Below are 26,897 nucleotides of genomic sequence, written 5' to 3'. Positions count from 1 at the left end.
TAATTTCGTTATGCGTTAAATATTTCGGCAAACCGCAAGGAGCGCCGTAATGTCTGATACGCGTCCCGCCCTGGTCTCGGCGGTCAGCTATAGAGACCCCCGCGCCGCCATCGCCTGGCTGGAACAGGCCTTCGGCTTCGACCTGACCTTCATGGTCGAGGACGCCGACGGTAATGTCGCCCATTCCGAGATGAGCTTCGGCGACAGCACGCTGATGGTGGGCGGCGAGTGGAGCGAGAGCCACGCCAGCCCGGCCTCGATCGGCGGCAAGAACACCCAGAGCCTCCATATCCGCATGGTGGGCGACGTCGACGCCCACTGCGCCCGCGCCCGGGCGGCCGGAGCGGAGATCATCGCTGAGCCGCAGACCCAGTTCTACGGTGACCGCACCTATCGCTGCCGCGACCTGGAGGGCCACATCTGGACCGTTGGCGCGCCGGTGGAAGACGTCTCGATCGCCGAGATGGAGGCCCGCAGCGGCCACAAGATCAGCACGCCGTCTTGAGCCTGGACGCGACCCTGGCGGCTCTGGCCGAACCGAACCGGCGGCGGGCCGTCGACCTGCTGCGCACCCGTCCGCACAGGGCGGGCGAACTGGCGGAGGCCCTGGGCCTGTCGCCGCCGGCCATGAGTCGCCACCTCAAGGCCTTGCGCCAGTCGGGTCTGGTCGAGGAAAGCCATCCCGAGTTCGACGCCCGCGTGCGCGTCTATCGCCTGCGGCCCGAGCCGATGGACGACCTGAAGGCCTGGCTGGACGCGGCCGAGGAGCTGTGGGCCGACCAGCTGACGGCGTTGAAGGCCCACGTCGAAGGCCAGGCCCGATGAGCTCGCGCATCCTGGTGGCCTTGCGCATCGCCGCGCCGCCGGAGGTCGTGTTCGACGCATTCGTCGACGACATCGCCCTGTGGTGGCGGCCCAACGCCCTGTTCTCGTTCACCCCGCGCAGTCCGGGCGTCATGGCCTTCGAGGATGGTCGGCTGGTCGAGCGCCTGGCCTCGGGCAAGGTGTTCGAGGTCGGCCAGATTCGGACTTGGGAGCGCGGCGCGCGTCTGGTGTTCGGCTGGCGGCAGGCCAGTTTCGCGCCCGGCATGGACACCGAGGTCGAGGTCCGCTTCGAACCGGTGGAGCAGGGGACCCGCGTCACCGTCGAGCATCGCGGCTGGGATAGCGTGCCGACTAGCAGTGTCGCCCGCCACGGCTTCCCGGACGCGATCTTCCTGCAGCGGCACGGCGACTGGTGGCGCGCCCTGCTGACGGAACTTGCCGAGCGCGCCAAGAGCCGCTGAAAAAGGCGGGAGGGGGAGAAACGACCATGACCATGATCACCGGGACCCGCCGGCATGCGGCCCTGGGCTTCATCTTCGTCACCGCAGTGCTGGACGTGCTGTCGCTGGGCGTGATGATCCCGGTGCTGCCCAGCCTGGTCTTGCAGTTCGGGGGCGGCGACGCGGCCACGGCGGCCGATTGGAACCTGCTATTCGCCATGACCTGGGGCCTGATGCAGTTCTTCTGCTCGCCGATCCTGGGCCTGATGTCCGACCGGTTCGGCCGGCGGCCGGTGATCCTGACCTCGATCTTCGGCCTGGGTGTGGATTTCCTGTTCATGGCCTTCGCGCCCAGCCTGTGGTGGCTGTTCGTGGGACGGATCTTCAACGGCATGACCGCCGCCAGCTTCTCGACCGCCAGCGCCTATGTCGCCGACGTCACCACGCCGGAGACGCGGGCGAAGGGTTTCGGCCTGATGGGCGCGGCGTTCGGCGTTGGCTTCACCTTCGGTCCGGCCCTGGGCGGCTGGCTGTGGCAGTTCGACCATCGCCTGCCGTTCCTGGTCTGCGCGGCCCTGGCCCTGTGCAACTGGCTGTACGGCTTCTTCGTCCTGCCTGAGTCCTTGCCGCCCGAGCGTCGTCAGCCGCGGTTCGACTGGCGGAAGGCTAACCCTGTCGGCGCGCTGAACCTGCTGCGCCGCCATCCGGGCCTGCTGGACCTGGCTAGCGTCGGCTTCCTGTTCCAGCTGGCCAGCAACGTCCTGCCCAGCGTCTTCGTGCTGTACATGGGCTTCCGCTACGGCTGGGCGCCGGCGACCATCGGCCTGACCCTGATGGCCAGCGGCGTTTCCAGCATCCTGGTCCAGGCGGTGGTCGTTGGCCGGGTGGTCAAGGTCGCGGGCGAGCGGGGGTCGCTGCTGATCGGCCTGTTCTGCGGCTTCGCCGGTTTCCTGGTCTACGCCCTGGCCCCGACGGGACCGCTCTATCTGTGCGGCCTGCCGCTGTTCGCCTTGAGCGGCCTGATCCAGCCTGGCTTGCAGGGCCTGATGACCCGCCGCGTCGCGCCGAACGAGCAGGGCCAGCTGCAGGGCGCCAACTCGGCCATGATGGGTATCGCCTCGATCCTGGGGCCGCCGCTGTTCCTGCTGCCGTTCGCCTTCGCCGTGCGCCACGACGCGACCCTGCACATGCCCGGCCTGCCGGTGTTGATCGCCGCGGTGTTGATGCTGGCCGCGACCGCCCTGGCCTGGTCCAAGGCGCGTCCGACTCCCATATCGGAACCGCAAAGCGCCTAGAGCTTTACCGTAGCGTCGCGGCGTCGCCTTAGACTCGCCCGAAAGCTCGGCTCAGTTCCGTGCGAACCTTTAGGAGTGATCTTGAACACCATGCGCCCCCTCCGCGCCCTGCTGCCCGTCGTCGTTCTGCTGGCCGCCTGCTCCAATCCCAACGGGCAATCCAACGCCCAGCAGATCCCTGATCTGGCCCAGCCCACCCGCAAGGTCCCCAGCGATCCGGCCTCGATGAAAGCCTCGTTCTCGCCGGTGGTGAAGAAGGCTTCGCCGGCGGTGGTCAATGTCGCCAGCCGCCGCGTTGTGCGTCAACGCGCGGACCCGTTCTGGGACTTCTTCATGGGCGGCGGCGCGCCGCGAGAGCAGGTGCAAGGTTCTCTGGGTTCGGGCGCCATCGTTCGCGCCGACGGGGTGATCATCACCAATCACCACAACATCCAGGGCATCGCCGAGGGCAATGGCGAGATCACCGTCCAGCTGGCCGATCGCCGCGAGTTCCAGGCCAAGGTGCTGCTGGACGACCCGCGCTCGGATCTGGCCGTGCTGAAGATCGACACCAAGGGCGAGCGCCTGCCGGTGATGGCGATCGACGACCAGGAACAGCTCGAGGTCGGCGATCTTGTCCTGGCCATGGGCAATCCGTTCGGCGTCGGCCAGACGGTGACCAACGGCATCATCTCGGCCCTGGCCCGCACCGACGTCGGCGCCGCCGACTTCGGCAGCTATATCCAGACCGACGCCTCGATCAATCCGGGTAACTCCGGCGGTCCGCTGGTCGACATGGACGGCGACCTGATCGGCATCAACACCTTCATCATCTCGCGCTCGGGCTCGTCCTCGGGCGTGGGCTTCGCCATCCCGGCCTCGGTGGTCAAGCAGGTGGTCAACACCGCGCTGGGCGGCGGCCACAGCGTCGTGCGGCCGTGGCTGGGCATCAAGGGCCAGCCGGTGACCAGCGAGATCGCCCGCAGCCTGGGCATGAACGCCCCGCGCGGCGTGCTGGTGGCCCAGGTCTATCCCGGCTCGTCGGCCGATCGCGGCGGGCTGAAGGAAGGCGACGTCATCCTGGCGATCGACGGCCAGGCGGTGAACGACGAGGGCGGCGGCGCCTTCGCCATCGGCACCCACAAGGTCGGCGACCGCGTGCCGGTCGTGGTGCGTCGCGGCGATCGCGACCAGACCCTGACCGTCCGCGCCGACGCCGCCCCCGAGACCCCGGCCCGCGACGAGCGCGTCATCACCGGCCGCAACCCGTTCGACGGCGCGACCGTGGTCAACCTGTCGCCGGCGGTGGCCCAGGACCTTAGCGTCGATCCGTTCGCCGGTCGCGGCGTGCTGGTCACCAAGATCGGCCAGGGCGCGGCCATGAACGTGGGGCTGCGCCCCGGCGACTTCGTGCGCGAGGTCAACGGCCGCCAGATCAACACCGTGTCCGACCTGGTCTCGGCCGCCCAGGCCGGCGCCGGCCGCACCTGGCAGGTGGTGATCGAGCGCAACGGCCAACGCATCGCGGCGCGGTTCAACCCCTGACGACTTGGCGTCGGCGGCCTGCTAGAACGGAGTCTATGTCCGATCTCTTCCAGGCCGCCGGCCTGACGCCTCACGCCCCTTCGCCTCTGGCCGACCGACTGCGGCCCCAGAGCCTTGATGAGGTGGTGGGCCAGCAGCATCTTCTGGGTCCCGAAGGGCCGATTGGGCGAATGGCGGCGGCCCATCGCCTGGCCTCGATGATCCTGTGGGGGCCGCCCGGCACCGGCAAGACCACCATCGCCCGCCTGCTGGCCAAGGCCGGCGGCTATGAATTCCAGCAGATCTCGGCCGTGTTCTCCGGCGTCGCCGATCTGAAGAAGGCCTTCGAGCAGGCCCGCGTCCGTCGCGCCGCCGGGCAGAGCACCTTGCTGTTCGTCGACGAGATCCACCGCTTCAACCGCGCCCAGCAGGACGGTTTCCTGCCGTTCGTGGAGGAGGGGATCGTCACCCTGGTCGGGGCCACGACCGAGAACCCTTCGTTCGAGCTGAACGGCGCTCTGCTGTCGCGCTGCCAGGTCTTCGTGCTGAAACGCCTGGGCGAGGACTCGCTGGACCAGCTGCTGCAGCGCGCCGAGGTCGCCGAGAGCCGGCCGTTGCCGATCGACGCCGAGGCGCGCTCCACCCTGGTGGCCATGGCCGACGGCGATGGCCGCTACCTGCTGACCCTGGCCGAGACCCTGTTCTCGATCGGCACGGACAGCCCGCTGAACCCGACCCAGCTGGGTCAGTTCCTGCAAAAGCGCCGCCCGGCCTACGACAAGGACCGCGAGGAGCACTACAACCTGATCTCGGCGCTGCATAAGTCGGTGCGCGGGTCCGATCCGGACGCGGCGCTGTACTGGCTGGCGCGGATGCTGGAGGGCGGTGAGGACCCGCTGTTCATCGCCCGCCGGCTGGTGCGCATGGCGTCCGAGGACATCGGCGCGGCCGACCCGTTGAGCCTGCTGCTGACCACGGCGGCCAAGGACGCCTATGACTTCCTGGGCTCGCCCGAGGGGGAGCTGGCCCTGGCCCAGGCGGTGGTTCACATGGCCTCGGCCCCGAAATCCAACGCCGTCTACAATGCCTACAAGGCCGCCCGCCGCGCGGCCAAGGAGACCGGCAGCCTGATGCCGCCGGCCCATATCCTCAACGCCCCGACCAAGCTGATGAAGTCGCTGGGCTATGGCGACGGCTATGCCTACGACCACGACGTCGAGGGCGGGGTGTCGGGCCAGAACTACTTCCCGGACGGCATGGAGCGCCGCCGCTTTTACGAGCCCAAGCCGATCGGGGCCGAGGCCAAGGCGCGCGAACGCTTGGAAGCCTGGGGCAAGGTGCGTAAGGACGGCAAATGAGCAATCCGAAGTTCCGCCGTCCGCCCGGCGTCGCCAAGCCCAAGGCCATCGAATGCCCGATCACCCTGACGCCGGAGGAGATCGAGACTGCCAAGTCGTGGGTGCTGTACGAGGACGAGGCGATCATCGTGCTGGACAAGCCTTCGGGCCTCTCCAGTCAGGGCGGGCGCATCAAGGCCCATACGCTGGATGACCTGCTGTGGGCGTTCGCCAAGCCGGGCAAGGCCAGGCCGCGTCTGATCCACCGGCTGGACCGCGACACGTCGGGCGTCATCCTGACGGCCAAGACCAAGCCGGGCGCGGCCTTCCTGGGCGAGGCCATGATGGCCAAGCGCTTCCGCAAGAGCTACCTGGCCATCGTCGCGCCGGGCGCGCCTGAGCCCAAGGGTGGCATGATCGACAGTCCGCTGCGCCGCGAGTCGATCGGCCGCGAGGCCTATATGCGGGTCTGCGAGCCCGACCACCCGGACGCCGAGACCGCCCGCAGTCGCTATCGCACCCTGGCCAGCAACGGCGTGGCTGCTCTGGTCGAGCTGTCGCCCGACACCGGCCGCATGCACCAGCTTCGGGTCCATATGGGCTCGATCGGCCGGCCGCTGGCCGGCGACAGCCGCTACGGCGGGGCGCTGATGCTGGGCGGGGCGGCCGTGCCGCGCCTGATGCTGCACGCCGCGCGCCTGACCTTCCCGCACCCGCTGGGCGGCGAGCGCAAGATCATCGCGCCGTTGCCGGACGATTTCGTCGCCATGCTCAAGGCCCTGGATCTGCAGGTTCCGGAACAGCCGGGCTCAGAAGCCGTTGATCCGGCGTGAAAGGCAAAACGCCATGAAGATCGCAAAACCCCTTCTGATCGTCGCGGCCTCGGGCCTGCTGCTGGCCGCCTGCGCCAGCGCCCCGACCGTCTATCGCGCCCAGGCCGGCGCGCCCAACGACGTCGGCTATTCGGAATATCGCCTGGAGGCGGGCCGTTACCGCGTCACCTTCCAGGGCGGCCCCGGCGCGCCGGAGGCCCAGATCGCCGACTACGCGCTCCTGCGGGCGGCCGAACTGGCCCTGCAGGACGGTTATGACTGGTTCCGCATCGCCGACCGCTCGACCACCGGTGCTGGGCAGGATCGTGGGCCGCGGTTCTCGGTCGGCGGTGGTTCGGCCAGTTACGGCCGCCATACCGGCGTCGGCGTGGGGCTGGGCACCAGCTTCAACCTGGGCCCGGGTCCGGCGTTCTCACGCTCGATCGAGGTCGTGTTCGGCAAGGGCGCACCGCCGCGGGATCGCGACGTCTATGACGCGCGGGACGTGGTCAGGAACGTGGGACACGGGCGTCAGCGCACCTGACGCCTGAGGATCAGGCCGCGGCCTGCTTGCCCAGCGGATAGTTGGCGCGCAGGGCTGCGTGGGTCAGGCCGGCCTGTTCGGCGGCGGCGAAGAAGCCGTCCTGGGGCAGGCCCTGCAGGATAGTCATCGGCGCCAGGCCGCGAGCGTCGCGACCGAAGGCCATCATGTCCATGGCGATCTTGGCGGCTTCGCCCGACAGGTCGCTGGCGTCCAGCGCCAGACCGGCCAGACGGGCGTCGCGCAGCACGCGCAGGGCTTCCTTGTCCGGCGGCACGCGGGCGATGACGCCGCGGGTCAGGGCGCGCAGCAGACCGACGACTTCCAGCAGGCGACCGGCGGGGGTGCCGCGGGTCACGTCGACCAGCTCGATCATCACGCCGCCGCGCAGCAGGGCCAGCGAGAGACCAGCCGTACCGGTCAGCAGGTCGCGGCCACGCTGGGTGCCCAGCGTGCGGAACGAGGCGGGCAGGATCAGTTCGGGGGTCGTGTGGCCCTGGGCCGAGCGGGCGAAGACCGCCGCGTACTTCAGAGTCGACTCGTCGATGAAGGCGACATCGCGGTCCGACAGCTTGGTCAGGGCGCGGGCCGAGGCCTGACGGCCGCTGGCCAGGTGGGTGACCATCGGCTCGATGCGAACCGCGGTGGTGATGTTGCGGCGCAGGCTGACGACGTGCTCCAGCGTGAAGTCCACGCGAAGGGCCGCGCCGGCGGCGGTGGTGAAGGCCACGGGAGTGCGGCGCGACTCGTCGGCCGGATCCACCGTGAAGCGGACGGGCGAGCGTACGCTGTCGCGACGGGCGCGGGCGGCCAGGATCACGGCCGGGTCGATGCGCTTGCAGACGGCTTCGCCGCCTTCCAGCCCGATGACCGAGCGGATGCCCATTTCCGACGGATCGGCGACGCCCAACAGGTGGGTCAGCACGTCTTCCAGGATCTTCACGCTGGTGGCCTGGGCCGCCAGGCCCTGGTCGTTGTGCGTGGCGATCAGGAACTCGCTGTCGGAGATGCGGGCGCGCATGTCCTGGCGGTCCAGGTGCTCGGCCAGCTTGCGCTCGACATAGGTCCAGACGTCGTTGCGCTTGTCGCTCCACCATTCGCCGGCCCACGACTTGATGGCCTTGACGCTGATGACATTGACCGAGCCGCGGGCGACCAGATCCGAACCCGACAGGCGCTGAAGCACCGGGCCGGGGAGGGCCACGCGTTCATTCGCGTCTGAGGGGGGGAGGTGCTGGGACATGGTTCGGGCGCTGTTGATGTGCGCCGACAATGCCGTCTGCGCGCTTAACGCGTAGTCACCAAATAGGGTTTCCAAAGTTGTTTACCTTGAAAGAAACCGGGGAAAAACAAGGGAACTCAGGAGGGTGCTTGGCGTTTGCGCCCGCTCGGCGCATAAGGCGTTGATGAACAAGCTGCTCCTCGTGGCGGCCGGTGGGGCCGTGGGCTCCGTCGCGCGCTATCTGGTCGGCGTCGGGGCGATGCGGGTCATGGGCCCGGGCTGGCCCTATGGCACCTTCACCGTGAACCTGCTGGGCGGCTTCCTGATGGGCTGCCTGGCCTCCTGGCTGGCCCATCGCGGCACGGGGACGGGCGAACAGTGGCGGGTGCTGCTGGGCATCGGCGTGCTGGGCGGCTTCACCACCTTTTCGTCGTTCTCCCTGGAGACCGCGCTGATGATCCAGAAGCGCGACTACCTCCAGGCCTTTTCCTATTCCGCCGCCAGCGTGCTTTTGTCCGTGGCGGCCCTGTTCGCGGGCCTTCTGGTCGCCCGCAGGATCTTCGCATGAGCACCAAGGAAGTTCGCACCCTGTACGTCGACGCCGGCGAGGACGGGGTGCGCCTGGACCGCTGGTTCAAGCGCCGCTGGCCGCACCTGAACCATATCCAGCTCAACAAGCTGTTCCGCTCGGGCCAGGTCCGGGTCGACGGCTCGCGCGCCAAGGGCGACACTAAGCTGGCCGCCGGCAGTCAGATCCGCGTGCCGCCGCTGCCCGACGCGCCCGATCCGTCTGACAAGAACAAGCTGTCGGCGCGCGACATCGCCTACGCCAAGTCGCTCGTTCTCTATGAGGACGAGGAAGTCCTGGCCCTGAACAAGCCCGCCGGCCTGGCCGTGCAGGGCGGCACCAAGACCACCAAGCACGTCGACAAGCTGCTGTCGGCCTGGGGGGAGGGCGTCGATCGCCCGCGCCTGGTCCACCGCCTGGACCGCGACACCTCGGGCGTGCTGCTGCTGGGCAAGACCCCGGCCGCCGCCGCGCGCCTGTCGGGCGCCTTCGCCAAGCGCAAGGCGCAGAAGACCTATTGGGCCATCGTCGTGGGCAATCCGCACCCGACCGAGGGTGTGATGGAGCTGCACCTGGCCAAGCGCGGCGTCGGCGATCGCGAGCTGGTGGTTCCCGCACAGCCCAAGGATCCGGACGCCCAGCCGGCCGAGACCGAATTCGTCACCATCAGCCGCGCCGGTCCGCGCGTCACCTGGATGGCCCTGCGTCCGCACACCGGCCGCACCCACCAGCTGCGCGCCCACATGAAGGCCATGGGTCACCCGATCCTGGGCGACCCCAAGTACGGTGACGAGAAGTCGGCCCCGCTGTCGGAGGGGCTGAAGCTGCAACTTCACGCCCGGTCGATCCTGCTGCCGCACCCGTCGGCCGGCATGCTGCACGTCGAGGCCCCGCTCAGCCCCGAGATGAAGGAAGGCTTCCGCAAGTTCGGCTTCTCGGAAGACGAGGCCGAGGCCGAGCCCTTCGGTCATCGCAGCGCCAAGATCCGTCGAAAGACCTAGACCAGGCCTGTCACCGGCTTCGCGCCCGCGCTGTCGGGGAACACCTTCTTCTCCAGGATCGTGCGGTCGACGCCCATGTGATCGGCCAGAACGCCCTTGAACAGGCCGCGCATGTCCAGCGTGGGTGCAGTGTCGCGGTTCTCGAACAGGGCCGTCTGCTTGAGCGTCGGCCAATCGCCGACGATGCCGCCTTGCTTCAGCGCGCCGCCGAGGATCAGGCCGGTCGAGCCGGTCCCGTGGTCGGTGCCGCCGGTGCCGTTGACCCGGGCGGTGCGGCCGAACTCGGTGACGGCCACGACCACGGTGTTCTTCCACTCTGCGCCCAGACCCTGGTGCAGGCCCGCCAGCACCGCGTCCATGTAGGACAGGCGGGTGGCGATCTGGCCGGCCTGGCCGGCATGGGTGTCGAAGCCGTCCAGCGAGATCGCCGCGATCTGCGGACCGCCGGCCTGGATCATGAAGCCGCCGAGCGTGGAGCCCAGCTTGCGGGCCGCCTCGCTGCCGGCGCGGTTCTGGCGGTCGTTGGCCTTCGTTGCGGACATCGGCGCCATGCTGCCCATGGCCGGCGTCGACGCGGCGGCCTCGTTCATCGCCGGGGTCGCGGAAAGGGCGGTCATGGCCGTCTGGGCCATGGTTTCGGTCTCCAGCCCGCGCGCGAAGGCCGGGCCCAGCAGTGGATCGGTCTTGTAGAGATCCTGCAGCAGGGTCGGCAGGCGGGCGGTCTCGTCGACGCCCCTGCCCGGCGACCAGCTGGCCGCCTGGACCTTGCCGCGCAGGATCAGCGGGGCGGTGGTCCCGACCGATAGCCCCTCGACCTTGCGGACGGGCGTGAGGGCTTCCAGCGTGCGGTTCAGCCAGCCGGTCTCGGCGCCGTAGACGCCGGCCGCGCCGGTCTCCAGCACGTCCTGGGCCTCGAAGTGCGAGCGGGCGCGGTCGGGGCTGGCGATGGCCGGAGCAATGCGGGCCTGGCCCTGCTGGGCCAGCGCATGGACCGTCTTCAGTTCCGGATGCAGGCCGAAGGTGTCGTCCAGCTTCAGCACCTGGTCGGGCCGCATGGCGATCGAGCCGCGCAAGGCCGCATAATCGGCGTCGCCCACCGGCGGTGAGACGGACAGGCCGTCCATGCCGCCCCGGCAGATGACGACCACCAGCTTCTTTTTGGCGAGATCGCCCTCGGCGGCGGCGAAGGCCTGCGTGCCCAGGAAGCTGACGGAAATGCCCAGACCCAGCAGGGCGCGACGGTTCAGTGGAGCGTTCATCGGCGTTGGAACTCCGGGCTCATCACGAGAAGGGCGAAGGCCTCACGGCGGGTTTCGGCCCGCGACACGGCTTTGGCGACGGGGGGCGTCAGGCGCGCGCCCAAGGCCTGGACGGCTAGCGCATTCGGATCGGTGCGGTCGGCCGCGGCGGCGGCCATGCCTTGCGTCCACTGCATCCGCTTGATCAGGCCGTCCGGCGAGGCCCAGGCCCCGGCCTCCTCGGGCCAGCCCTTGGGGGAGGGAGCGTAGAACGGGCGCTGGCCGAGGCCCGTCAGCACTGGCGCGATGCGCTCGTATGCGGAGGGCTGGGCCCCCAGCAGCCGCCAGGTCGACAGGGTAAACTCGTAGGGCGTCTTGAACTTGGCCGGGGTCGGGTCCCAGGCTTCAGGGCTGTCGATCAGCGCCTTGGCCACGGCCGATAGGTCGCCGCCGGTGTCCATCCAGCGCTTCTCCAGCCGCGCGGCAAGGGCCGGTGGCGGGGTGTCCGACACGAAGTGGCGGGCCAGCTTGCGGCTGACATGGCGGGCGGTGCGTTGGTCGGCGGCCAGGGTCTTCAGCACCGCCAGGCCCTGGTCGACGCCGCCTTCCGCATAGGTCTTGCCCAGGATCTTGCGCGCGCCGGGTTCGTGGGTGTTGACCCGGAACACGAACTGGCCGGCGCGATCCTCGGCATCGCGACCGACCGAGAATCCGGTCAGGGCGCGGGCGAACTCAGTGACGTCGGCCTGACTATAGCCGGCGTCGACGCCGACCGTGTGCAGCTCCAGGATCTCGCGGGCGAGGTTCTCGTTCAGCCCGCCCCGGCCTTGGCGGCGACGGCTGACCACCATGCTGCCCGGACCCACCGACTGGGCCTGATCCAGATAGGTCAGCATGGCCGGGTGGGTGGACGAGGCGACCAGCAGGTCCTCGAAGCGGCCGAACACGTGGGGGCGGATCGCCTCGCGCTCGAACGGCCCGATCAGCACCGAGGTGATCTGCTTGGTCGAGGAGACGGTGAAGTGGTTGGCCCAGAACAGCACCCAGCGCTCGCGGAAGCCGGCCGGCGTGCTGGCCCCCAGCTGGGCGCGGGCCAGGAAGTCGCCATTGACACGCTCGCGCAGCTGGCGCTGAGCGTCCATGAAGGCCGCGCCGTTTTGAGGCGTTTCGCCGTCCTTGCGCTGGCGCTCCATCCGGCGCTGTTCCTGGAAATCGCGCATCCAGGCGAAGCGCAGGGCGGCGGTCTCGCCGTCGCTCTGGGGCAGGTCCGCGCCGTCGCGGCGCACCTGGGCGGTCAGCCAGCCCTGCGGATCGGCCTTGGCGGCCTCGATCTCGCCGGGGCGGGCCCCCAGGCCGAAGCGGGTGACGGCGACGGCGGCCATCAGATCCTTGGCAGGCAGGCTCAAGCGGCGCTCTCCCTTGCGTGAACTCTCGACATTGACCATTCAACGCCGGTGGCGGCCCATTCCGTCGCGACCTGGCAAAAAGAGTCTCTCCCGTGTCCGACAAGTCCGAGCTGCTGCTGAAACCCAAGCGCTTCTACAAGGCCGCCGCCGCGGCGCCGGCTTCAAGCGAGACTGGGGGCGGCTTCGCCGTGCAGCTGGACGGCCGCACGCCCAAGACGCCCGAGAAGAAACCGCTCGTGCTGCCGACACTGGCCCTGGCCGAGATGATCGCCGCCGAGTGGGAAGCCCAGGTCGAGTATATCGACCACGCCCTGATGCCGGCCACGCGCCTGGCCTTCACGACCCTGGACCGGATCCCCGCGACCCGCGCCGGCGTCGCCCAGGAGATCACCGCCTACGCGGCGTCCGAGCACCTGTGCTATCGCGCCGAGCACCCGACGCCGCTGGTCGAGCGCCAGTCGCGCGAGTGGGGCGCGATCCTGGACTGGGCCAAGGCCGAGCACGGCCTGGCCTTCACCCCGGTCACCGGGATCATTCACCAGCCGCAGCCGCTGGCCACCGTGGCGGCGGTCGAGGCGCTGCTGCTGACCCTGGACGATTTCACCCTGGGCGGCGTCGCCTTCGCCAATGCGCTGCTGGGCTCGGCGGTGCTGGCCCTGGCCGTGCGCGCCGGCCGCCTGACCGGCCAGCGGGCCCTGGACCTGTCGCGGCTGGAGGAGATCTTCCAGGCCGAGCAGTGGGGGCAGGACGACGAGGCCACGGCGCGCGCGGCGGCCCTGGCCATCGAGGCCGAGATGATCGACCGCTGGTTCGCGGCGCTGCGCTGATGGGAACCTTCGCCGTCTATGCGGCGGCGGCCGTGGCCGAGCTGGCGGGCTGCTTCGCCTTTTGGGCCTGGCTGCGCCTGGGCCGCTCGCCGTGGTGGATCCTGCCCGGCCTGCTGTCGCTGATCGCTTTTGCGTTGCTGCTGACCCGCGTCGACGCCAGCGTGGCGGGGCGGGCCTTCGCGGCCTATGGCGGCATCTACATCGTCGCCTCGATCGGCTGGATGCGTTTCGTCGAAGGCGCACGGCCCGACCGCTGGGACCTGATCGGCGGGGCGATCTGCCTGGCCGGCGCGGCGGTGATCCTGCTGGGTCCGCGCTCGGCCTGATCTCGCATCAGTCCAGCAGGCTGATCTGACCGGCCGCGATGCGCCAGCGCGCGCCATTGCCGGGCGTCACGAGGGTAATCGCCTGGTCGCGCTTCAGGCTGCGATAGACATGAGCCTCGCTGGGCGCAGCGTTATCGGCGACCGCCGTCATCGCGAGCAAATGCCGGCCGTCCGCGCTGATCGTCAGGCGGTAGTCATCGCGTCCCAGGACATAGGCTTCCAGCGGCCCGTCGAGCGGCGCGGTCGCCGCGGACGGAAGGGCGATCACCGACAGGCCGTCGAGCCGGTCGAACTGCTCCAGGGCCGTCTGGCGCGCGGACGCCAGCGCCAGGGTTCGGGGCAAGGTGCGATGGTCGCGCGGTTCGACGATCGGCGCACCGTCGGCGGCGAAGGTGACGGCGAAGGTCTCGCGGTTCAGGTCGTCGCTCAGCACCGTCACGACGTAGCCCCGGTCGTCGACCTCCACGGCCCAAGCTTTCGCCGCTTCGGGCGGGAGGGCGTCGATGGCCAGGATCTGGGCCAGGTCCAGGTGGAACAGCAGGCTGCCTCGCACGGCGCTGCGAGCGGCGGTCTCGATCAGATCGTTCATGGCGGGCAGTCTCCACGCGCTATTAGCTCCGCGCGCTGCTGGGGTTTTCCCTAACGCGACACGCTGTCCCCGAGGAGTCACCTTCGCCCCGAAAGGCCAGCGAGGTGAGCCATGGGCTTGTTCGGCGTAGAGCTGCGCGCTCCATCCCTTCCATCGTTCTCCAGCGTGCGCGACAGCGTCGCCAAGGGGCTCGACAGCGCGCGCGACCTGGGCTCGAGCGCCCTCGATCGCGCTAGTCAGCTGGGGCAGTCCGGACTGGACGCCGGCCGGCGGGCGCTGGCGGATCCGGAAGGCGCGGTGCGCGCCGTCGCGGAGACCGCGCGGCAAGGTCTGCGTGACGGAACCGAGGCGGTGCAAGGCGGCTTGCGCGACGGCGTGATGTGGACCGGCCGCCAGATCCATGCCGGAGCCGAGATGGCGCGCGACGCCGTACCGGGCGACAACGTGGTCTCCAACGCCATCCGCGACGGCATCTCCGGCGCCGAGGCCCGAGCCCGCTTCACCGTCGGGGTGACCGGCGGGGTGCTGAACGAGGGTGTTGGCCTGGTGGGCACAGTCGGCACGCTGGCTGTCAGCGCCGCCGAACTTCAGGTTTCACCGACCGCGCGGGCGGAGATTGGCGGCGCCATCGTCGGCGGCCTCGAGCGCGGCGGCAAGGCGGTGGTCGACTATAGCCAGGCGGTGGCCAACGATCCTTCGCGCATCCTGGGGGACGTCCAGAGCGCCGCCCAGGCGGGCTACGACGCGACCGCGGGCTTCGTCGACGGGCAGGTCCAGCGGCACCAGGATGCTTTCGCGCGCGGCGAGGGCTGGGAGACCCTGGGCATGAGCACCGGTCAGGTGGCGACCTATGTCGTGCCGATCGGCGGCGGCCCTGTTCGCGGCCTTGCCCAGGGCGGCTTGCGCGCCGCCGCGCGCGATGGCGTGGAGGTGGTCGCCCGCGAGACGGTCGAGACCGCCGGCCGCACGGCCGCCAAGGGCCTCGACGAGGCCGCCGGCGCGGCGGCTCGGATTGCGCCGCAAGCGACCCGCGCCGATATCGACGCCTTGCGCGCCCGGTTGGGCGTGCCCGAGACCCACACGGTGGCCGCCGCACGCACGGACGTTCCCGGCCTGCAGGGACGGGTCTTCGAGGGCGCTTCGCCCAAGGTGCTGAAGGAAGCCGGACTGCCTCAGCCGGAGGCCGGCCCGATCTCGGCCCCGTTCAAGAACCCGCTGTTCGTCCGCCATGCCGAAGAGCGCGTGGCGAACGAGCTGGCGCGGGCCATCGACGCCCAGCCGCCCGGAACCGAGCTGTCGGGACGCACCGTCTCGATCCACGTTTCCCAGCCCGTATGCTCGGCCTGCAAGGCAGGGCTGAGGGATGCGGACGCCGCTTCGGGCGTGCTAAAGCAGCTGAGTGAGCGCTATCCCGACCTGACCATTCGGGTGACCGCCGAGGGTTCCGACAACGCCCTGACGCTGCGGGCCGGCGCGCTGATCGAGCGCTGAGAGAGGATCGAGATGGGACTGCGCGCTGACCTGACCAACCGACCCCCGCGCGAACAGGCGGGCCGCCTGGCCGCCTTGGCCGAGCCTCTGGTGACGCGCATCGCGCGCGACGAGCCCAACGCCGAAGAGGCGAGGGCGGCCCTGGCGGCGATCCAGGCCTGGGCGTCGGGCGCCGCCCTGACGGGCCGGTCGTTCTCGGACCTGGTCTATAGCGACGATGAGCAAGGCCTGTTGCGTCGCCTGTCCCAGGCCGCGGGCAAGCCCACCGAGGACGCCTGGAACGCCCTGACCACGGCGACCATGTACGTCGCCTGGCTGGTCTATGCCGAGACCGGCGAAGTCATGCCCAGCGACGTCAACGAGGTGGACGAAGACACGCTGGACCTGCTGGACGAGCAGTTGGGAGAGCTGGCCTAGCCGCCAAACCTTCCGTTTCCCGCGCGACCCTTCTATATGCGGACGCTTCCTAGCGTTCCCCCGAAAGGCCGCGCCCTCATGGCTCGCATCCTGATCACCTCCGCCCTGCCGTACATCAACGGCATCAAGCACCTGGGCAATCTGGCGGGGTCGATGCTGCCGGCGGACGTCTATGCGCGCTTCAAGCGGGCCCAGGGGCATGAGACTCTGTACATCTGCGCCACCGACGAGCACGGGACTCCCGCTGAGCTCGCAGCCTCCGCCGCCGGTCAGGACGTGGCCACCTACTGCGCCGAGCAGCACGTGCTGCAGCACGATGTGGGCCGCGCGTTCGGCCTGTCGTGGGACCATTTCGGCCGCTCGTCGTCGCCGCAGAACCACCGTCTGACCCAGCACTTCTGCCAGGCCCTGGAAGACCACGGCCTGATCGAAGAGCGGATCGACCAGATGGTCTATTCGGTCGACGACAAGCGCTTCCTGCCCGACCGCTACGTCGAGGGGACCTGCCCGCACTGCAAGTTCGAGAAGGCCCGCGGCGACCAGTGCGACAACTGCGGCAACCTGCTGGACCCGACCGACCTGATCGACCCGTACTCGGTGATCTCGGGCTCACGGAACATCGAGGTGCGCGACACCAAGCACCTTTACCTGCTGCAGACCAAGGTCGCCGACCGCATCCGCACCTGGGTCGACAGCCATCCCGACTGGCCGCAACTGGCCCGCTCGATCGCCTACAAGCACTTGGACGAGGGCGTGATCGATCGCGGCATCACCCGCGACCTGGCTTGGGGTATTCCGGTAGCCCAGGACGGCGTTCCGCGCCCGGGCTTTGAGGACAAGGTCTTCTACGTCTGGTTCGACGCTCCGATCGAATACATCGCCGCGACCCAGGAATGGGCCGAGGGCGGCGCCGACCGCGACTGGAAGCGCTGGTGGCGCACCGACAGCGGCGCCGAAGACGTTCGCTACGTCCAGTTCATGGGCAAGGACAACGTCGCGTTCCATACCGTCAGCTTCCCGGCGACCATCCTGGGCTCGGAAGAGCCGTGGAAGAGCGTCGATATGCTCAAGGCCTTCAACTGGCTGAACTGGTACGGCGGCAAGTTCTCGACCTCGAACAAGCGCGGCGTGTTCATGGACGCGGCCCTGGAGATCCTGCCGCCCGACCTGTGGCGCTGGTACCTGACCGCCAACTCGCCGGAAGGTTCGGACACCGCCTTCACGTGGGAGCAGTTCGCCAGCGCCGTGAACCGCGACCTGGCCGACGTGCTGGGCAACTTCGTCAACCGCATCCTGAAGTTCAACGAGAGCAAGTTCGAGGGCGTGGTCCCGGCGGGCGGCGAGCCCGGTCCGCTGGAAGAGAAGCTGTTCGCCGACGTCTCGGCGCGGCTGGCGGACCTGGCCGAGCAGATGGACGCGATCGAGATCCGCAAGAGCGCCCAGGCGCTGCGGGCCCTGTGGGTGGTCGGCAACGAGTATCTGCAGGAAGCCGCGCCGTGGACCGCGATCAAGACCGATCGCGACCGCGCCGCCGTCATCGTCCGCACCGCCCTGAACCTGGTGGCCTTGTACGCCAAGATCTCGGCCCCGTTCGTCCCGTTCGCGGCCGAGAAGATCGGCGGGGCGTTCGGCCTGGACTTCCCGGCGGCGTGGCCGTCGAACGACGCCAAGGCCGAGCTGGACACGTTGGCCGTCGGGACCGCGGTGACCGTGCCGGACGTCCTGTTCAAGAAGATCGAGGACGAGCAGATCGCCGAATGGACGGCCCGCTTCGGCGGCGCCGAATAGCATGGCGGGCCAAATAGCATGACGGAGGGGGCGGACAGGCCGGGGCTCTCTAGTCTTGTCCGCCTCAGCCTGTTCTACGCCGCGATCTATCTGAGCACCGGCGTCAGTCTGCCGTACATCGGCACCTATCTGCGTGACCGCGGCATGGACGGCGGCCAGATCGGCCTGATCCTGGCCGTGCCACTACTGCTCAAGCCGTTCACGGGACCTGCCCTGGCGGTGTGGGCCGACGGCTTCACCCTGCGGCGCACGCCGATGATCCTGCTGCTGGTCGGGGCGGGGCTGGGCTATGCGGGCCTGTTGGCCACCCACAGCCTGCTGTGGCTGATCCTGTTCTGGTTCATCGGCCAGACCCTGCTGTCGACCGTCTCGCCGCTGACCGACGTCATCACCCTCCGCCGGGCGCGGACCGAGAGCTTCAACTACGGCATTCCGCGCGGCATGGGCTCTTCGGCCTTCATCGTCGCCAACCTGACCATGGGCGTGATCCTGACCGTGGTGGCCCCCACGATCATCGCCGTCTGGGTCGCCGCCGCCTGCTTCATCGCCGCCATCGCCGCCGCGACCCTGATCCCGCCCGAGCGGGTCCACGCCGAGGGCGCCAAGCCGGCGCGGTCCGAACGCTGGAAGGGCCTGGGCGATCTGTTGCGCAACCGCACTTTCGTGCTGGCGGTGGTCACCGCGGGCCTGATCCAGGGCGCGCACGCCTTCTACTACGGCTTCTCGGCCATCCTCTGGCGCAAGCAGGGAATCAGCGAGCCGATGATCGGCGTGCTGTGGGGCGTGGGCGTCGCGGTCGAGGTCGGCTTCATGTGGTTCCTGGAGCCGCTGCGTCGCCGCTGGGGCCCGGAGCTGTTCCTGATCCTGGGCGCCGGCGCGGCGGTGGTGCGCTGGACGCTCTACGCGTTCGAGCCGCCGCTATGGGCGCTGTTTCCGCTGCAGGGCCTGCACGCCCTGACCTTCGCGGCCAGTTTCCTGGCCTCGCTGCGCCTGATCGAGAAGCTGGCCCCGCCCGAGGCGGCCTCGCCGGCTCAGGCGATCAACTCGGCGCTGTCGTCTGGTTTTACCCTTGGGATCGCGACCCTGGCGTCAGGGCCGCTGTTCGACGCCTTCGGAGCCCGCGGCTACATCGCCACCGCCGCCATGGCCTTGTTGGGTCTTGGCGGGGCGGTTCTGCTGCATCGGCGGGCCGGCCGTCAGATGTCGTAGTCGATCTCGCGGCCTTCCAGCCAGGTGACGATCTGCTCGGCGGCCTCGACCGGATCGATCGCGGTGGTGTCGATCCGCAGTTCGGGCGTCTCCGGCGCTTCATACGGGCTGTCGATGCCGGTGAAGTTCTTCAGGTCGCCGGCGCGGGCCTTCTTGTAGAGACCCTTCACGTCGCGGGCCTCGGCCACGGCCAAGGGCGTGTCGACGAAGACCTCGATGAACTCGCCGTCTTCCAGCAGGTCGCGGGCCAGCTGGCGCTCGGCGCGGAACGGCGAGATGAAGGCGGTCAGCACGATCAGCCCGGCGTCGACCATCAGCTTGGCCACCTCGGCGACCCGGCGGATGTTCTCGACGCGGTCTTCCTCGGTGAAGCCCAGGTCCTTGTTCAGCCCGTGGCGGACATTGTCGCCGTCCAGCAGATAGGTATGGCGGCCCAGGGCGTGCAGGCGCTTTTCGACCAGGTTGGCGATGGTCGACTTGCCCGCGCCCGACAGGCCTGTCAGCCAGACCACTTGGCCGCGCTGGCTTTTCAGCGCCGACCGAGAGGTCTTGTTGATGTCGGTGTGCTGCCAGTGGACGTTCTCGGCCCGGCGCAGGGCGAAGTTCAGCAGGCCCGCGCCGACGGTGCGGTTGCTGAGGCGGTCGACCAGGATGAAGCCGCCCATCGCTCGGTTGTCGGCATAGGCCTCGAACGGCACGGCCTGGTCGAGCGAGAGGTTGCAGACCCCGATCTCGTTCAGCTCCAGGCGCTTGGCGGCCGTCTTCTCCAGCGTGTTGACGTTTACGCGGTGCTTGATGTCGGTGACGCTGGCGCTGACCGTCCGTGCGCCCAGCTTCAGGAGATAGGTGCGGCCCGGCGGCAGCGGCTCGTCGTCCATCCAGACGATCGTGGCCTCGAACTGGTTGGCGACCGGGGCCGGGGCGTCGGCGGCGGCGATGACGTCGCCGCGCGAGATGTCGATCTCGTCTTCCAGGGTCAGGGTCACCGACTGGCCGGCGACGGCCTGGTCCAGATCGCCCGGCAGGGTGACGATGCGGGCCACGCGACTTTCGCGGCCCGAGGGCAGGGCGCGGATGCGGTCGCCCGGCTTGATCGAGCCCGAGGCGATCAGGCCCGAGAAGCCGCGGAAGTCCAGGTTCGGGCGATTGACCCACTGCACCGGCATGCGGAACGGCTTGGACTGAAGGTCGTCCTCGACCTCCACGCCTTCCAGCCACTCCATCAGGATCGGGCCCTTGAACCAGGGTGTCTCTTCGCTGCGGCTGGCGATATTGTCGCCGCCCAGGCCCGAGATCGGGATCGGGGTGAAAACGGAAAGGCCGATCTGCTCGGCGAAGGCGCGATAGTCGGCAACGATCTGGTCGAAGACAGCCGGATTCCAGCCGACCAGGTCCATCTTGTTCACCGCCAGCACCACGTTGCGGATGCCGAGCAGCGAGACGAGGTAGCTGTGGCGACGGGTCTGGGTCAGCACGCCTTTGCGCGCATCGATCAGGATCACGGCCGCGTCGGCGGTCGAGGCACCGGTGACCATGTTGCGCGTGTACTGCTCGTGGCCGGGGGTGTCGGCGACGATGAACTTGCGCTTCTCGGTCGAGAAGAAGCGATAGGCGACGTCGATGGTGATGCCTTGCTCGCGCTCGGCGGCCAGGCCGTCGACCAGCAAGGCGAAGTCGATCGCGCCGCCCTGGGTGCCGACCTTCTTGGAGTCGGCTTCAAGAGAAGCAAGCTGGTCCTCGAAGATCATCTTGCTGTCGTACAGCAGGCGGCCGATCAGGGTGGACTTGCCGTCGTCGACGCTGCCGCAGGTGATGAAGCGCAGCAGCGATTTGTGCTGGTGCTGGTGCAGATAGGCGTCGATGTCTTCGGCGATCAGGGCGGACTGGTGAGCCATCTCAGAAATACCCTTCCTGCTTCTTCTTCTCCATCGAGGCGGACTGGTCGTGGTCGATGACCCGGCCCTGGCGCTCCGATGTCGTGGTCAGCAGCATTTCCTGGATGACCTGGGGGAGGGTGGCGGCTTCACTCTCGACCGCGCCCGTCAGCGGGTAGCAGCCCAGGGTGCGGAAGCGGACGCTCTTCATCTGCGGGACTTCGCCGTCGCGCAGGCGGAAGCGATCATCGTCGACCATGATCAGCGCGCCGTCGCGCTCGACCACCGGCCGCTCGGCCGCGAAGTACAGCGGCACGATCGGGATGTTCTCCAGGTGGATGTATTGCCAGACGTCCAGCTCGGTCCAATTGGAGATCGGGAAGACGCGCAAGGATTCACCGGGGTGCTTGCGGGTGTTGTAGAGATTCCAGAGTTCGGGACGCTGGTTCTTCGGGTCCCAGCGATGCTCGGCCGAGCGGAACGAGAAGACCCGCTCCTTAGCCCGGCTCTTCTCCTCGTCGCGGCGGGCGCCGCCGAAGGCCGCGTCGAAACCGTACTTCGACAGGGCCTGCTTGAGGCCCTCGGTCTTCCAGAGGTCGGTGTGCAGGGCGCTGCCGTGGTCGAATGGATTGACGCCGCGCGCCTCGGCGTCGGGGTTCTTGTGGACCAGCAGGTCAAAGCCCAGCTCGCCCGCCACCTTGTCGCGCAGGGCGTACATGTCCCTGAACTTCCAGGTCGTGTCGACGTGCAGCAGCGGGAAGGGCGGCTTGCTGGGATAGAAGGCCTTGGCGGCCAGGTGCAGCATCACCGCGCTGTCCTTCCCGATCGAATACAGCATGACCGGACGTTCGCACTCGGCCGCCACTTCCCGCAGGATGTGGATGCTCTCGGCCTCCAGGCGCTGGAGGTGCGTCAGGCGCGCCGGCGAGATCATCGTCGGGTCAGCTGCATAGGCGGGGGCGAGTTGGGGCTGGGCCATGCTTGCGACCTAGGCCCGGCGGCCGAATGGGACAATGCGGGATTTCTGGGGGCGCTGTAAGTTGACTTGGCGCCACAGGTCGGAAGCTTCGGCATTCATGACCAATTGTTCATGCACGCTTGTTGCGACAATCTTGCATAACGGCGCTATCGTTTTTCGCAATGGTCTCCTGGGACGGGGTCATGAGTCTCCTGGCGGAAATGCTGGCTGCGGCGGTCGTCTGGCTGTCCTCGTTCGCGCTGTGCCAATTCGGCGTCGCGGTAGAGACGCGCGCGCGTCCCGACGCCGCCCAATCGCAGGGCGCCAAGACCGTCGCGCGCTCGCCGCGTGGCGAGTTGCCCAAGCTGTCTCCGATCGCTGCGACGGCGCCCTCCGTCCCTCAGTGCGAGGCCTGAAGCGGGGCTCAACCGCTGCGACGTGTGCGAACACAACCAAAGCCGCTTTGCGCCAGGGCTTTTCGCCGTTAGGTTCATGTGACACGCGAAGGAGGGGCCGGCGCGTGCGGTTGTTCCTGCGCCCCTCGCGACGCCCTGGGATCGTGGCTGTGTATGAAGCCTAAGAAGCGCCAACCGTTCGATTTTTCCGCGACGCCGACGGAGACCTCTCGCGAAGAGCCCCAAGCTGCTGAGGTAACGGCCGCCGAGACGCCGGCTGCCGAGCCCGATGTCGCGTTCGACCTGCCCGAGCCCACGTCGTTCTCCGAGCCGCAGGCCGAGATCCCCAGCGCCGAGCCGCTGACGCTGCGCGACACCATGGGAGATGACCTAGACGTGCCGCCGCCGACGACGGTGCGCTCGCGCCGTCGCCGCGAGCCCAAGACCTTCACCAGCTTCGCCGAGCCCGAGCTGAAGCCCGCCACGTCGCTGGCCGCCAGCGCCCAGCCGCCGGCGCCGATCGCCGAGCCCGAAGCGCCGGCCCCGGTCCGCGAGTCGTCGCTGGACCTGCGTAGTCCCGCCAGCGAGACCCCTACGCCGCTGGTGGCCGAGAAAGCCCCGCGTCGGATGTCGGGCGTCCTGTTCTGGACCCTGGCCACCGCTGTCGCCGCCTTGTGGGCCCTGGCCCCGATCGCGTTTGCTCTGGGTTATGCCCGCGGCGTGCCGGCCTTCCGGGTCGAGGGCTTCGCGCTGATGGTGTTCGCGGGCCTGGCCATCGGGCCGGCTCTGCTGACCCTGCTGGGCGCTTATCTGCTGCGCCAGGCCAACGGCATTTCGGACGAGCTGCGCCGCACCCGCACCCTGACCGACCGCATCGTCTCGCCGGCCGCCCTGGCCGCCGTCGGCGCGTCGAGCGCGGTGGACGCCATGCGCCAGGGCGTGGACGAGGCCGCCGCCGCCGCCGAACGGGCCCGCGAGCACATCGTCTCGCTGCGTCAGGCCCTGGCCGAAGAGACCGCGCGCCTCGCCGAGGCCGCCGCCGATTCTGCCAAGACCGCCAACGCGCTGGCCCAAGGCCTGGGTCAGGAGCGCACGGCGATGGAGAGCCTGTCGCACTCGCTAGACGCTCGCTCCACCGCGGTGGTCGATGCGATCGGCAGCCAGGCCCGCATGGTGGCCGAGGCCTCTGACCTCGCCGAAACCCAGCTGCGCGAGGCCGAGGCCGCCCTGGCCGCCCGCGCCGCCGATCTGGCCGCCGCCGCTGCCGAAGCCTCGGACGCCGCCCGCGTCGGGGCCGAGGACCTGTCACGCCAGATCGCCCGCCTGGAAACCGCCGGCCACGGCGTCGGCGACCAGATCTCGTCGGTCGAGAAGAGCTTGGCCGCCCAGCGCGCCGCGCTTGTGGAAGCCAGCCAGGCCCTGCGCTCCGAACAGGAGGACTTCGCCTCCGAGGCCGAGACCCGCACCGCCCAGCTGACCGAGTTCGTCGCCTATACTCGCGTGGGCGCCACCGAGCTGTCGGATAGCGCCGCCATGGGCGCGGAAATTCTGCGCGGCCTGATCGGGGCTGCCGCCGAGCAGTTCCGCGAGATGGTCGATGGCGCGCGCGAGCAGCGCGACGGCTTGAACGACGAGGTCAAGAAGACGCTCGAAGCCATCGGCGACGTCGCCGAGAACCAGCGCAATCTGCTGGAAGACGAGCTGAAGGCGGCCATGGAAGCCATGGCCGAGGCCGCGCTGAAGGCCAGCGAGGGCGTCGAGGCCCGTGTCGAGGCCGCCCGCAGCCGCGTCGACCAGCTGAACGAGATCGCCTTCGCCGCCGGCCAAAAGGCTGACGCGGTATTCGAGTCCCGCATGGAAGAGGCGCGCGACATCATCGAGCACTCGGCCCAGATGGTCGAGCAGGCCGGGGCGCGCACCTCGCAGAAGCTGCAGGACTCGGTGCAGTCGGCCCGCGGCACGCTCGACGAGCTGGAAGGTATGCTGGCCGAGATCGGCAAGCGCACCGCCGACCTGCCGGCCGAGGCCCTGCAGAAGGCCGCCGAGGTTCGCGTCGCCATCGAGCAGGGCGTCGAGCAGCTGATGAACGCCGTGCGTCGCACCGCCGAGGAGACGGCCGCGATCGACCAGGCCTTCCAGGAACGCGTGCGCCGCAACTACGAGATGCTGAGCGAGGCCGCCGGCGCGGTCACGGCTTCGACGACCGCCACGGTCGCGGCCCGCACGTCCTCGCCGATGGCCCCGCCGCCGCGCCGGGCCGCGCCGCCGCCGGCTCCCGCTGCCTTCCAGGCTCCCGTGCCCCAGCCGCCGCAACCTCTGCCCATGGCCGAGTTCGACGATGAGGACGAGCCGCCGGCCGACAGCCGTCGCCGCCTGCGCCTGACGCCGACCGCCACCGACGAGGAGTTCCGCTCGGTGTTCGAGCAGGCCCAGAGCCGCAAGCAGGCCCCGCCGCCTTCGGCCGCCGAGCCGGAAGGCGAGGGCGGCTGGAGCTGGCGCAACCTGCTGGCCGGTATCGAGAACAGTTCCCCGGGCGACACGGCCCTGGGCGAGAAGCTGGCGGCCGAGATCACCGCCATGGGCATCGATCCGCACGCCCTGCTGCCGCGCGGCCGCATCGACGAGATCGCCGCCGCCCTGCAGACCCGCGATGCGACCGGGGCCCGGGAAGTGGTCAAGCGCCTGGCGCCTGCCGCCATCCGCCGTCTGGTTCGCCGCCTGTTCTCGGACGCCACGCTGAAGGGCAATACCGAGCGCTTCCTGGCCCGCTATGCCGGCATGATCGACGAGGCGGCCGGTCAGGATCGCGAGGGCTTCCTGCTGGCGGCGCTGCTGTCGTCCGACGCGGGCCGGGCGTATCTGCTGCTCGACGCGGCCAGCGGCGACCTGCGCTAGGTGAAACGCCTCTTCGATTTCGCCGCGGCGGCGGCCGGCCTTCTGGTGCTGGCCCTGCCGCTGGCGGGGCTATGGGTCCTGGTGCGCCTGACCTCGCCCGGGCCGGGGCTCTACTGGTCGCAGCGGGTGGGCAAGGGCTCGGTTCTGTTTCCGATGCCCAAGTTCCGGACCATGCGCATCGACACGCCAGAGGTGGCGACGCACCTGCTGGACGATCCCGATCGCTGGCTGACGCCAGTCGGGCCGCTGATGCGCAAGCTGAGCCTGGATGAGCTGCCGCAGCTGTGGAGCGTGCTGGTCGGCCATATGAGCCTGGTCGGCCCACGTCCGGCGCTGTTCAATCAGGACGACCTGATCACGGCCCGCCAGGCCGCCGGCGTCGACGTGCTGCGGCCCGGGGTCACCGGCTGGGCGCAGATCAACGGCCGGGACGAGCTGGCCATTCCCGACAAGGTGGCCCTGGACGCCGAGTACTTGCGCCGCCGCTCGTTCCGCTTCGATCTCGAGATCTTGGTCAGCACCGTGGTTCCGGTGCTGACCGCAAAGGGTGTGACGCGCTAGCCGAGTTCGGCGTAGGCCTTCTCGAGCGCCGACACGAAAGTCGGGTTGCTGGTCAGCTTGGCCGGGAACACCGTATCCAGCGCCAGGAAGGCCGCGACGTCAGTCTTGGCGTCGCCGGTCGTGGCCGCGCCGATCTCGGCCAGCTTGGCGGCCAGCGGGTCGGTGATCGCCTCGCCCGCCTTGGCGCGCAGGGCGATGAAGCGCATCCAGGCCGCCAGCGGGATGGCCAGGCGCTCGATCGAGCGGCCGGCGTCCAGGGTTTCCGTCAGCGTGCCGAGGATGCGGAAGGGCAGCTTGGCCGAGCCGTCCCAGGCGATCTGCGACAGCAGGTGGCGGATCTCGGGATTGCGGAAGCGGGCCAGGATGGCCTCGGCGTAGTCGGCCAGGTCCAGGCCGCGCGGCGCCGTCAGGGTCGGGATGATGTCCTTGGCCATCATGTCGCGGCCCAGGGCCTCGAGGGCCGGATCGCTGACCGCCTCGAACACCGTCTCGTGGCCGCGCAGGATGCCGGCATAGGCCAGGGTCGAGTGGACGCCGTTCAGCAGGCGCAGCTTGGCGCGTTCGAAGCCGCGCACGTCGTCGGTCAGGATGACGCCGACGCTGGCCAGATCCGGGGCGTCGGCCGGGAGGACATCCTCGACCACCCACTGGGTGAAGGCCTCGCGCTGGATCGGCCAGGCGTCTTCCAGGCCCGTGGCCGTCTGGACGCGGGCGCGCAGGGCGTCGTCGGTGGCCGGGGTGATGCTGTCGACCATGGTGCGCGGGAAGCTGCCCTCGGCGTCGATCCAGGCGGCGAGCTCCGCGTCCTGCTTGGCGGCGAAGGCGACGACGGCCGCCTTCAGGCGCCAGCCGTTGTCGGCGAGGTTGTCACAGGCCACGACGGCGTAGGGGGCGAGGCCGGCGGCGAAGCGGCGGCGCAGGCCCTCGACGATGTAGCCGACGGCGCTGACCGGCTCGCGCGGATTGGCCAGGTCGTGGACGATGTCGGGATGGCTCTCGTCCAGGCCGCCCTCGGCCGACAGGGTGTAGCCCTTCTCGGTCACGGTCAGGGTGACCATGCGGGTGGTGGGGGCGGCCAGGCGGGCGAACACCGACGGCGGATCCTCCGGCGCGACCAGCACTTCGCGGATGGCGCCGACCACGCGGAAGGTGGTCTCGGCGTCCAGCTGGGCCAGAGTGTAGAGGCCGTCCTGCGGGGCCAGGGCGTCACGAACGCCGGGGCTCTTCAGCGAGACGGCGCAGATGCCCCAGCGCGGATCGGTGGCCAGCAGTTGGTCGAAATAGAAGGCCTGGTGGGCGCGGTGGAAGGCGCCGGGACCGAAGTGGACGACGCCGATCTGGACCTTGTCGCGGTCATAGGCCGGCAGGGCCACGCCGGG

Annotated in this window: 26 protein-coding genes; 19 read left to right on the top strand and 7 right to left on the bottom strand. The window is 69.6% G+C overall.

Translation table 11 applies throughout. From position 1 onward, the window contains the following. Nucleotides 1-49: 49 nt before the first annotated feature. From ABDW31_RS24730 to ABDW31_RS24695, 8 genes are all read left to right on the top strand, one after another. Complete coding sequence (locus ABDW31_RS24730) at nucleotides 50-505, top strand: VOC family protein (RefSeq protein ID WP_343699792.1); 456 nt, start codon at nucleotides 50-52, stop codon at nucleotides 503-505. Continuing rightward, entirely contained in the window at nucleotides 502-825 is a 324-nt protein-coding gene (locus tag ABDW31_RS24725; RefSeq protein ID WP_343699791.1) for a metalloregulator ArsR/SmtB family transcription factor, read from the top strand. The genes ABDW31_RS24730 and ABDW31_RS24725 overlap by 4 nt, the downstream gene beginning before the upstream one ends. Next, nucleotides 822-1,286 carry an SRPBCC domain-containing protein gene (locus ABDW31_RS24720; protein ID WP_343699790.1) on the top strand — a complete coding sequence of 155 codons (465 nt, stop codon included), beginning with the start codon at nucleotides 822-824 and terminating at the stop codon, nucleotides 1,284-1,286. Before ABDW31_RS24725 ends, ABDW31_RS24720 begins: the two co-directional genes overlap by 4 nt. 26 nt (nucleotides 1,287-1,312) lie before the next feature. Further along, nucleotides 1,313-2,560, top strand: a complete 1,248-nt coding sequence (locus tag ABDW31_RS24715; protein WP_343699789.1) for a TCR/Tet family MFS transporter — start codon at nucleotides 1,313-1,315, stop codon at nucleotides 2,558-2,560. An 81-nt stretch (nucleotides 2,561-2,641) separates the two neighbouring features. Further along, nucleotides 2,642-4,084 carry a Do family serine endopeptidase gene (locus ABDW31_RS24710; RefSeq protein ID WP_343699788.1) on the top strand — a complete coding sequence of 481 codons (1,443 nt, stop codon included), beginning with the start codon at nucleotides 2,642-2,644 and terminating at the stop codon, nucleotides 4,082-4,084. 35 nt (nucleotides 4,085-4,119) lie between these two features. Further along, entirely contained in the window at nucleotides 4,120-5,421 is a 1,302-nt protein-coding gene (locus ABDW31_RS24705) for a replication-associated recombination protein A (protein WP_343699787.1), read from the top strand. Continuing rightward, complete coding sequence (locus tag ABDW31_RS24700) at nucleotides 5,418-6,233, top strand: RluA family pseudouridine synthase (RefSeq protein ID WP_184720728.1); 816 nt, start codon at nucleotides 5,418-5,420, stop codon at nucleotides 6,231-6,233. Before ABDW31_RS24705 ends, ABDW31_RS24700 begins: the two co-directional genes overlap by 4 nt. Nucleotides 6,234-6,246: 13 nt before the next feature. After that, complete coding sequence (locus ABDW31_RS24695; protein WP_343699786.1) at nucleotides 6,247-6,756, top strand: hypothetical protein; 510 nt, start codon at nucleotides 6,247-6,249, stop codon at nucleotides 6,754-6,756. Between the two features lie 10 nt (nucleotides 6,757-6,766). Here the strand turns inward: ABDW31_RS24695 and ABDW31_RS24690 are convergent, their stop codons facing one another. Beyond that, nucleotides 6,767-7,996: a hypothetical protein gene (locus tag ABDW31_RS24690; protein ID WP_184720723.1), complete on the bottom strand. Its 1,230-nt coding sequence runs from the start codon at nucleotides 7,994-7,996 to the stop codon at nucleotides 6,767-6,769. 163 nt (nucleotides 7,997-8,159) lie between these two features. Here ABDW31_RS24690 and crcB point away from each other — a divergent pair, with 163 nt between their 5' ends. After that, nucleotides 8,160-8,543, top strand: a complete 384-nt coding sequence (gene crcB / locus ABDW31_RS24685) for a fluoride efflux transporter CrcB (RefSeq protein WP_184720721.1) — start codon at nucleotides 8,160-8,162, stop codon at nucleotides 8,541-8,543. After that, the gene (locus ABDW31_RS24680; protein WP_343699785.1) at nucleotides 8,540-9,544 is read left to right on the top strand and encodes an RluA family pseudouridine synthase; all 1,005 of its coding nucleotides are present in this window, start codon (nucleotides 8,540-8,542) and stop codon (nucleotides 9,542-9,544) included. Before crcB ends, ABDW31_RS24680 begins: the two co-directional genes overlap by 4 nt. On the opposite strand, the gene ABDW31_RS24675 is transcribed toward ABDW31_RS24680, so the two are convergent. Both ABDW31_RS24675 and ABDW31_RS24670 read right to left on the bottom strand, forming a co-directional pair. After that, on the bottom strand, nucleotides 9,541-10,803 hold the full coding sequence (locus tag ABDW31_RS24675; RefSeq protein ID WP_343699784.1) for a DUF1501 domain-containing protein: 1,263 nt from the start codon (nucleotides 10,801-10,803) through the stop codon (nucleotides 9,541-9,543). The genes ABDW31_RS24680 and ABDW31_RS24675 overlap by 4 nt on opposite strands. Next, the gene (locus ABDW31_RS24670) at nucleotides 10,800-12,227 is read right to left on the bottom strand and encodes a DUF1800 family protein (RefSeq protein ID WP_343699783.1); all 1,428 of its coding nucleotides are present in this window, start codon (nucleotides 12,225-12,227) and stop codon (nucleotides 10,800-10,802) included. The genes ABDW31_RS24675 and ABDW31_RS24670 overlap by 4 nt, the downstream gene beginning before the upstream one ends. A 53-nt stretch (nucleotides 12,228-12,280) precedes the next feature. Here ABDW31_RS24670 and ABDW31_RS24665 point away from each other — a divergent pair, with 53 nt between their 5' ends. Beyond that, the gene (locus ABDW31_RS24665; RefSeq protein WP_343699782.1) at nucleotides 12,281-13,015 is read left to right on the top strand and encodes an ATP12 family protein; all 735 of its coding nucleotides are present in this window, start codon (nucleotides 12,281-12,283) and stop codon (nucleotides 13,013-13,015) included. Continuing rightward, entirely contained in the window at nucleotides 13,015-13,341 is a 327-nt protein-coding gene (locus tag ABDW31_RS24660; protein ID WP_184720712.1) for a YnfA family protein, read from the top strand. The genes ABDW31_RS24665 and ABDW31_RS24660 overlap by 1 nt, the downstream gene beginning before the upstream one ends. A gap of 7 nt (nucleotides 13,342-13,348) precedes the next feature. On the opposite strand, the gene ABDW31_RS24655 is transcribed toward ABDW31_RS24660, so the two are convergent. Beyond that, on the bottom strand, nucleotides 13,349-13,930 hold the full coding sequence (locus ABDW31_RS24655) for a hypothetical protein (RefSeq protein ID WP_343699781.1): 582 nt from the start codon (nucleotides 13,928-13,930) through the stop codon (nucleotides 13,349-13,351). A 111-nt stretch (nucleotides 13,931-14,041) separates the two neighbouring features. Here ABDW31_RS24655 and ABDW31_RS24650 point away from each other — a divergent pair, with 111 nt between their 5' ends. From ABDW31_RS24650 to ABDW31_RS24635, 4 genes are all read left to right on the top strand, one after another. Beyond that, a complete protein-coding gene (locus ABDW31_RS24650; RefSeq protein ID WP_343699780.1) occupies nucleotides 14,042-15,421 on the top strand; it encodes a hypothetical protein in 1,380 nt (459 codons plus the stop codon). Between the two features lie 12 nt (nucleotides 15,422-15,433). Continuing rightward, nucleotides 15,434-15,838 carry an Imm6 family immunity protein gene (locus ABDW31_RS24645; RefSeq protein ID WP_184720709.1) on the top strand — a complete coding sequence of 135 codons (405 nt, stop codon included), beginning with the start codon at nucleotides 15,434-15,436 and terminating at the stop codon, nucleotides 15,836-15,838. Between the two features lie 78 nt (nucleotides 15,839-15,916). Further along, nucleotides 15,917-17,626 (top strand): methionine--tRNA ligase, encoded by a 1,710-nt coding sequence (gene metG, locus ABDW31_RS24640; protein ID WP_184720708.1) that lies wholly within the window; start codon nucleotides 15,917-15,919, stop codon nucleotides 17,624-17,626. An 18-nt stretch (nucleotides 17,627-17,644) separates the two neighbouring features. Continuing rightward, nucleotides 17,645-18,835, top strand: coding sequence for a major facilitator superfamily domain-containing protein 6 (locus ABDW31_RS24635; protein ID WP_343699779.1), 1,191 nt, complete (start codon nucleotides 17,645-17,647; stop codon nucleotides 18,833-18,835). Here the strand turns inward: ABDW31_RS24635 and cysN are convergent. Together cysN and cysD are read right to left on the bottom strand one after the other, a co-directional pair. Further along, nucleotides 18,823-20,730 carry a sulfate adenylyltransferase subunit CysN gene (gene cysN / locus ABDW31_RS24630; RefSeq protein WP_343699778.1) on the bottom strand — a complete coding sequence of 636 codons (1,908 nt, stop codon included), beginning with the start codon at nucleotides 20,728-20,730 and terminating at the stop codon, nucleotides 18,823-18,825. The genes ABDW31_RS24635 and cysN overlap by 13 nt on opposite strands. Before the next feature lies 1 nt (nucleotide 20,731). Beyond that, entirely contained in the window at nucleotides 20,732-21,688 is a 957-nt protein-coding gene (gene cysD, locus ABDW31_RS24625; RefSeq protein WP_184720704.1) for a sulfate adenylyltransferase subunit CysD, read from the bottom strand. Between the two features lie 182 nt (nucleotides 21,689-21,870). On the opposite strand from cysD, the gene ABDW31_RS24620 reads away from it, so the two are divergent. From ABDW31_RS24620 to ABDW31_RS24610, 3 genes are all read left to right on the top strand, one after another. After that, complete coding sequence (locus tag ABDW31_RS24620; RefSeq protein ID WP_343699777.1) at nucleotides 21,871-22,083, top strand: hypothetical protein; 213 nt, start codon at nucleotides 21,871-21,873, stop codon at nucleotides 22,081-22,083. A 153-nt stretch (nucleotides 22,084-22,236) separates the two neighbouring features. Beyond that, on the top strand, nucleotides 22,237-24,957 hold the full coding sequence (locus ABDW31_RS24615; RefSeq protein ID WP_343699776.1) for a polar localization protein TipN: 2,721 nt from the start codon (nucleotides 22,237-22,239) through the stop codon (nucleotides 24,955-24,957). Further along, a complete protein-coding gene (locus ABDW31_RS24610; RefSeq protein ID WP_343699775.1) occupies nucleotides 24,958-25,518 on the top strand; it encodes a sugar transferase in 561 nt (186 codons plus the stop codon). Here ABDW31_RS24610 and ABDW31_RS24605 read toward each other — a convergent pair. After that, a partial coding sequence (locus ABDW31_RS24605; protein ID WP_343699774.1) for a mannitol dehydrogenase family protein occupies nucleotides 25,515-26,897 on the bottom strand: 1,383 nt, incomplete at its 5' end. The two genes, ABDW31_RS24610 and ABDW31_RS24605, sit on opposite strands and share 4 nt — an antisense overlap.

This window comes from Caulobacter sp. (assembly GCF_039596335.1).
Taxonomy (GTDB): domain Bacteria; phylum Pseudomonadota; class Alphaproteobacteria; order Caulobacterales; family Caulobacteraceae; genus Caulobacter.
This window is presented reverse-complemented; position numbering and strand designations above follow the sequence as displayed.